The sequence below is a fragment of the Mesorhizobium sp. M7A.F.Ca.CA.004.06.1.1 genome, assembly GCF_003999135.1.
GTDB lineage: Bacteria > Pseudomonadota > Alphaproteobacteria > Rhizobiales > Rhizobiaceae > Mesorhizobium.
In genome coordinates this window covers 1-5,992 of sequence record NZ_RZPQ01000350.1, presented here as the reverse complement: position 1 = coordinate 5,992, position 5,992 = coordinate 1, and the positions used below count along the sequence as shown (strand labels likewise).

At 63.5% G+C, this 5,992-nt stretch carries 5 protein-coding genes and 1 pseudogene; 4 read left to right on the top strand and 2 right to left on the bottom strand.

Features of this window, described 5'->3' with window-relative positions; all coding sequences use genetic code 11:
- Window positions 1-496, bottom strand: a 496-nt coding sequence (locus EN906_RS20080; protein WP_127375324.1) for a LysE family transporter, incomplete at its 3' end; no start/stop codon positions are given.
- A 131-nt stretch (window positions 497-627) separates the two neighbouring features.
- Window positions 628-1,764, bottom strand: a complete 1,137-nt coding sequence (locus EN906_RS20075; protein WP_127271745.1) for a helix-turn-helix transcriptional regulator — start codon at window positions 1,762-1,764, stop codon at window positions 628-630.
- A gap of 411 nt (window positions 1,765-2,175) precedes the next feature.
- On the opposite strand from EN906_RS20075, the gene EN906_RS38360 reads away from it, so the two are divergent.
- The 4 genes and pseudogenes from EN906_RS38360 to EN906_RS20055 form a co-directional block, all read left to right on the top strand.
- Window positions 2,176-3,498 (top strand): YadA-like family protein, encoded by a 1,323-nt coding sequence (locus EN906_RS38360; RefSeq protein WP_245456832.1) that lies wholly within the window; start codon window positions 2,176-2,178, stop codon window positions 3,496-3,498.
- Window positions 3,499-3,511: 13 nt separating this feature from the next.
- Complete coding sequence (locus EN906_RS20065; RefSeq protein ID WP_127271765.1) at window positions 3,512-4,180, top strand: hypothetical protein; 669 nt, start codon at window positions 3,512-3,514, stop codon at window positions 4,178-4,180.
- A gap of 68 nt (window positions 4,181-4,248) precedes the next feature.
- Window positions 4,249-4,464 carry a hypothetical protein gene (locus EN906_RS20060; protein WP_127271747.1) on the top strand — a complete coding sequence of 72 codons (216 nt, stop codon included), beginning with the start codon at window positions 4,249-4,251 and terminating at the stop codon, window positions 4,462-4,464.
- Between the two features lie 425 nt (window positions 4,465-4,889).
- Window positions 4,890-5,992 (top strand): annotated as a pseudogene (locus tag EN906_RS20055) (hypothetical protein); the annotation flags it as partial.

The following is a 5,992-nucleotide window of genomic DNA, read 5'->3' as shown; positions in this document are numbered from 1 at the left end:
GGCCAAACCAGGCGATGGCAATGGCAAAAACCAGCACAGCCAAGGATAGGTGCATTGCCCCGCGCGCATCCAAGTTCAGTGTGGAGGACGCGAAGAACAATGCGGTGGCAGGGTTTGCCACTGCCGTGACAAAGCCCAGCCGAAAGTATCGCGTGATTGGAACGGGCTTCGGCACGTCGAAGCCAACCTTGATCGACAGCGCCCGCCGCATCGAATTCCAACCGATGAAGACCAGCATTGCACCGTAGAGGCTGGCGGCCATCTGGTGTGCAAAGCCCCCTGACGGCAACGCTCCGGCGCCAGTCGCGACGATGGTCGCCAGCGAACTCGCGCCCAAGGCAACACCGGCGGCGGCAGACAGAGCCGTGGCGCGCGAAGCGGTTAGCGCGGCCTGCGTGACGACGGCGAAGTTGGCGCCGGGCAGCATTGCCACCAGCGCATAGGAAATGGCGAACGGAAGCAACCCCGCCACCACGGCGTGTCCGGTTTCGAACATCGACTTTCCCCGCATCGGCAGCGGCCCGCCGCCTCAAGGCGGGCCGCTGCAATCGAGGGCGGAACTTGCACGGAATGCTTTGCCTCCGACAGTCGGCATATGCCGACTGTCGGGTTCCAAAAACCAGGTTGCTACCTGCGCCCGGTGAGCGGTTCGGTGCTCTTGAGCAGCGCCACCAGTTCACTCTGCTGGCGGGTTTCGGTCTTGGCGAAGATACGTTCGAGATAGGTGCGGCCGGTCTTTACCGTGATGTTGGACGCTGCCGCGACCTCCTTCAGCGAGCGTCCCGATGCCAGTTCCGTCGCCAGGCGGGCTTCGGCCGGCGTCAGGTCGAATAGCTCGCGGACATACAACTCGAAGCCGTCGGGAATACGGCGGGCGACCTCCGTCACCATGACCACCGCGCAACGTTCGGACGCCAGGCCATAGGCACGGGCATCGACGAACGGCGCCACCGACAGCACCAGTCGCGCCAGGTCGGATTGCCGGCGATCGGACGGCACCAGCAGTGTACCGCCGACGCCCGGTATGACCCCGTCATGCAGCGAGCAGGCGTCGGCAACCAGCCGCTCCAGCTCCTGCGTATCCTCGGCACTGGCGGCCGCGATTGTGCCATCCCTTAATCGCAACGGACTGTCGGGCCGCGACAACATCGCTTCGGCGGCCCCGTTCATCTGTGCGATCTGCTGATGGCCGTTGATCAGAAACACGCCGAATGGCAGATGCGAAAACGCCGACGCCAGGGCCGACGTTTTCTCCAACTGCTGGCCGATCTGTCCGGCGCGCCGCATGTGCGGCACGATCTTGCGCAACAGGTCGATGTCTTCGGCGCCGAAGGCTTCCTGCCCTGGGCCGCGATCGATGCTGAGCATCCAGTGCGAGTCGTTCGACGAGAGCAGGTTGGAGACGAGGCCGTGATACATGTCGCGCGGCCGCAGCCAGTCCTGCCAGAGTTCGCGGCGGCGGAACGCCGCCACCTCCTCCGTCAGGGGCCACCGACTGACCTCTCCAAGGGGCAAGGCGGCCGATGCGGCAGCGAGCGGATCGCGCAGCAGGGCTTCGATGCCCTTTGGCGAGGTGAACTCCGGATCGAAATCGGTTGCAACAGCGTCAAAGGTCTGTGGGCTGATGCGCACGATGCAGGAGCGCGAGCCGCCGAACAGATCGCGCAGGCCGTTGACCGCATCGAGCCAGCGGCCCTGGTCATAGGCGGCCTCATAGACCTTGCCGACCACTGCGGAGACCGCTTCGATGCTGACGTCAGCCATTGACCCTTCCGGCGTTCAAGGATTGTCGTTGGGGAGAAAGCCTAAACATGCGGATCGTCTCGCGCAAGTTGTGACGCTGTGCAGCCAAGTTGTAGTGGTTCCAGGTCAAGCCCGCGAAGTATTAGAAGAAACTAATCTGTGGTTTTGGAGTCACAGCCTCGTTCAACAAGGTCGTAACCACCCGACAAAGCGACGAACAGTCGTCATATGACGACTGTTCGGGATGCCTCGCCATTGTCAGGTTCGGCTTATTGCTCGTTGGATCTCTTCCAACGCTGAGCCGAAACAATCGTTGTGGGGTGGCTGGAGAGGCATCAAGTCTGGTGCAAGGCAACCCCGCGGCGTCATTCTCGGGGGTGGATGTTGGTTTTCTCTTTGAAAATTCGCCTGTCACTAGCGCTTGCGGGGACAATGCTGCTGCTGACGACCGGCAGCGGCTTTGCGCAGTATCGCTGTCTGATAGACGACGGCACCGATGGTGGTGCGACCTCTTCCGGACCGAACAGCTTAGCGTGTGGCTCCCAGGCCAGCGCCAATCCGCCTGATCCGGCGAGCCCCACCTTTGGCTTTGCTACGGCTGTCGGAACCTTGGCCAAGGCTGAGGGGGACATATCGACCGCAGTGGGGACTTTCGCAACGGCCAATGGGCTGGGTTCCAGCGCGTTCGGTGCAAGTTCCAAGGCGACAGGCCGACTTTCAACGGCGACAGGCGCTTATGCGGAAGCAACGAGTTCGCAGTCCACCGCCACGGGCTACCACGCAATAGCGTCGGGCCCTGATGCCACCGCGACGGGACAGGGCGCCCAGGCCACGTCGCTCTATGCGACTGCGACCGGTTCGGCGAGCAAGGCCCTGGGCTACGGTTCAACGGCTACAGGCTACGACAGCCAGGCGAAGGGATCCACCGGCGAGGGAGGGGCAACGGCTACCGGAATGAGCAGCAAGGCACTGGGCGATTACTCGGTTTCGAATGGCTATTCCGCATCGGCTTATGGAGACAACAACACCGCTGTTGGAGCGCAGGCCATTACCGGCGGAACTTCAATAAACGGCTTCCAGAACAGGGCAAACACCGCCCTGGGCAGCGGCGCCTCGGCGGGCATCTCCGCCGATGGGCAGGTGAATTCGACGGCGGTCGGAGCTGGCGCCGCGGCCAATGCCTCGAATGCCTTGGCGTTGGGCAGCGGTGCGAAGGCCAATCTCGACAATTCCGTCGCCATCGGCCAGGGTATTGTGACCGACCGCACGAACCAGGTTAAGCTCGGCAGTGCCACGAACACCTATACGCTTTCGGGTGTTGCCTCGGATGCCAGCAGGGCTGAGCAGGTTGGCGTCACGCATCTGGTGACTACGGACGGTGCCGGCAATCTGGCGACATCCACCTTTGATATCGCAGCGTTGAACGACCTGCCAAACAACATCGCGGCTCTCGACGGCCGCGTCGGTGCGTTGGAGTCCGGCTTCCAGAACCTGGGCGGCGAGATCAGCGAAACCCGCACGGAAGCGCGTGCCGGCACCGCGCTGGCGTTGGCGACAGCGGGGCTGCGCTACGACGACAGGCCCGGCAAACTGTCGCTGGCTGGCGGCTTCGGTCATTTCAAAGGGCAATCGGGGCTGGCGCTCGGCCTTGGCTACAACACCAGCGAGGAGTTCCGCATGAACGCCGCCGTATCGGCAACCACCGGCCGTGGCGATGTCGGCGTCAGCGTTGGAGCCTCATGGACACTGAACTGACGCGGCCGGGATGATGCGGGGTTTGGGGCTTCAGCATTCCGTGCCGTTGCAGTGGCGGGCGCCCGGTTGGCGGACTTCGGGCGCCCGCGGTTTTTTCGCCGCATTGGCCATCGCGCTGATGGCCGCCGCGGTGCCTGCGCAGCCCGCGCATGCGCAAGCCAAGGAAAAGCGGGTGGGGCAAAAGACGGCGCGGCCTGCCGGTATCGACCGCAATGGGGTGCTGATCCTGATCCGCGGTGCGCTTTTGGCGCTCGACCAAGCCAACAAGACCGGTAACTACACCGTTTTGCGCGATCTCGGCTCGCCGAATTTCCAGGCCAACAGTGCGGCAGGGCTCGGCGACATCTTCGCCAACCAGCGCAAGCAGGCACTCGACTTCGGTGCCGTCGCGGTGCTCGAGCCGCAGCTGACCTTGCTGCCTCAGATCGAGCCGAACGGTATGCTGCATATGGCTGGCTTCTTCCCGTCGGTGCCCTTGCAGGTCAATTTCGAGCTTATGTTCGAGCCAACTGACCGGCAGTGGAAGATCTACGGCGTGTCCGTCAACCTGACATCAGGTGGCCCGCAAGCGCCCGACACGCCGGTGGCAGAGCAGTCGAAGCCGGACGCCGCCGGCCCGCCGCCGGAGGGGCCGTCGATGGCCGTACAGCCGAAGAAAGAGACCAAACCGGTCAAGCCGTAGCGTGTGGAGTGTTCATGCGCTGGTCCTGCCAAGTCCTGTGCGTAGCCTCGATGTCGGGAGCACCTGAGTTGACCGATGAAAAAAGGCTCCAGAGGTACATTTGCATACTCGACCCGACCAACGCATGGACGGTCTGGGATTGCGAGATGGAGATGCCGGCTTCACTGGGAGGCCAGCTTCTGACCGGGCGGCCGAAGGAGCGAGCCGAGGCTGCCCGCGCAATTCTGGAGCGTATCCACAAAAGCAAGATGGATGGTGGCAAGCCAAATCGGCTCCTCGATTAATCGTGCCTTCTGCGCTTCGTGGCGAGACCGCTGTCATGGTCGGCTCGGCCAGTTGGCGCGGGCTAGAGGCGGACCGTCGGCGCCGACAAGCTGATCCTTCGGATCAAGCTCGAAAGCCGGCTCTTTGCTGCTGCCGGCCATGTTGTGCAAGGGGCAACATGGCTGGCTGTGCAAGGTAGCTCGGGCCGACGGGTTTTCGTGCGGCTTGTCGCCCCACTCGCCGGTAAATTAGTCGAATGGAATGTGTATCCTCGATGTAACAGTCCGGCCACCGCAAGCGGTCATTGGCGGCACAAAGCGGCGGACCGTCGTCATTTGACGACTAGGAAAGCCGGCGGCATTCGATCAGCCATTGGCAGGAAACACTGACGATCGCTTCGGCTCCCGCCGAGGGCGATCTGTCGGGATCGGGGCTGGGGCACTACATGAATCTCAACGATCGCAATCGTCGCTATCGCAACCGCTTGCTGGTCAGCACGGCGATGGCCGGGGCGACGCTGCTCGGCTTGGGCCAAAATGCCGACGCCGCCTGCACGCCGGCGGCGCCACCCAACTATGTCTGCTCCGGCGTCAACACCACCGGCCAGATCGTACCCACCACGATCGGCTTGCCGCTCGACCTGGGCGACTTCATCGCCCTTGCCCTTGCTCCGGCCAACCCTTCGGTCACCACCGATCCGGGGTTCAGCGTTACCACCAGCGATCCCTTCGCGCTCGGCATACTGGGCAGCGGCGCGGTCAGCTACACCGATGCCAATTCTTCGGCGCTAAGCTCGACGACGGGCATCGGCCTTGGCGTCGTGTCGCTGGTTCCACAGGTGGCACCTCCCCATTACGGAGCGAACCCGGGTGGCGCGGTGACCATCGATACCAATGGTGCCTTGACCGGCGCCCTGATCGGCCTCGCCGCCATCAATACCGGCGACGGCGCCACCGCCGTCAACGCCACCGGCGATATCACGGCGACCGGCGCCAATGGCTATGGCGTCGTCGTCTATTCGCTAGGCTCGGATGCCGACGTCACCACCGGAAAAGTGAGCGGCACCAATGTCGGCATTTCCGCGATCAACCAGGGGGCGACCGCAGCCCTGAACATCACCGCCAATGGCGACGTGACTGGCGGCACCGGCGACGGCATCCATGCCGTCAATGGCGGACAACAACTCGATGTCGTCAATACGATTCTGAATGGTACCGTGACCTTTTCAGGCCCGACCGTCCCTGCTGGCAGCGATCTGAATGTCACCGCCTACGGCAAGGTGACCGGCGGCCGGTACGGCATCTTTGCCTCGAACGACGGCAGCGGCGCCACCAGCATCATAGCCACGATGGCTGCCGTAGCCGGCTCAAGCGAAGACGGTATTTATGCCACCAACGGCACCACGGCGACCGACCTGACGGTGAGTGCCGCGGCGGTTAGCGGCAAGGGCGGCATCGCCGTCACCAACAACGGCACAGGCTTCACCAGCGTTACGGCGACGGGCTTGGTGACTGGGGCAAGCAACAACGGCATCGATGCCTACACAGA

Coding starts and splice junctions, on each gene's coding strand:
- EN906_RS20075 (WP_127271745.1), bottom strand. CDS start 1,764: ATGGCTGACGTCAGCATCGAAGCGGTCTCCGCAGTGGTCGGCAAGGTC.
- EN906_RS38360 (WP_245456832.1), top strand. CDS start 2,176: ATGCTGCTGCTGACGACCGGCAGCGGCTTTGCGCAGTATCGCTGTCTG.
- EN906_RS20065 (WP_127271765.1), top strand. CDS start 3,512: ATGCGGGGTTTGGGGCTTCAGCATTCCGTGCCGTTGCAGTGGCGGGCG.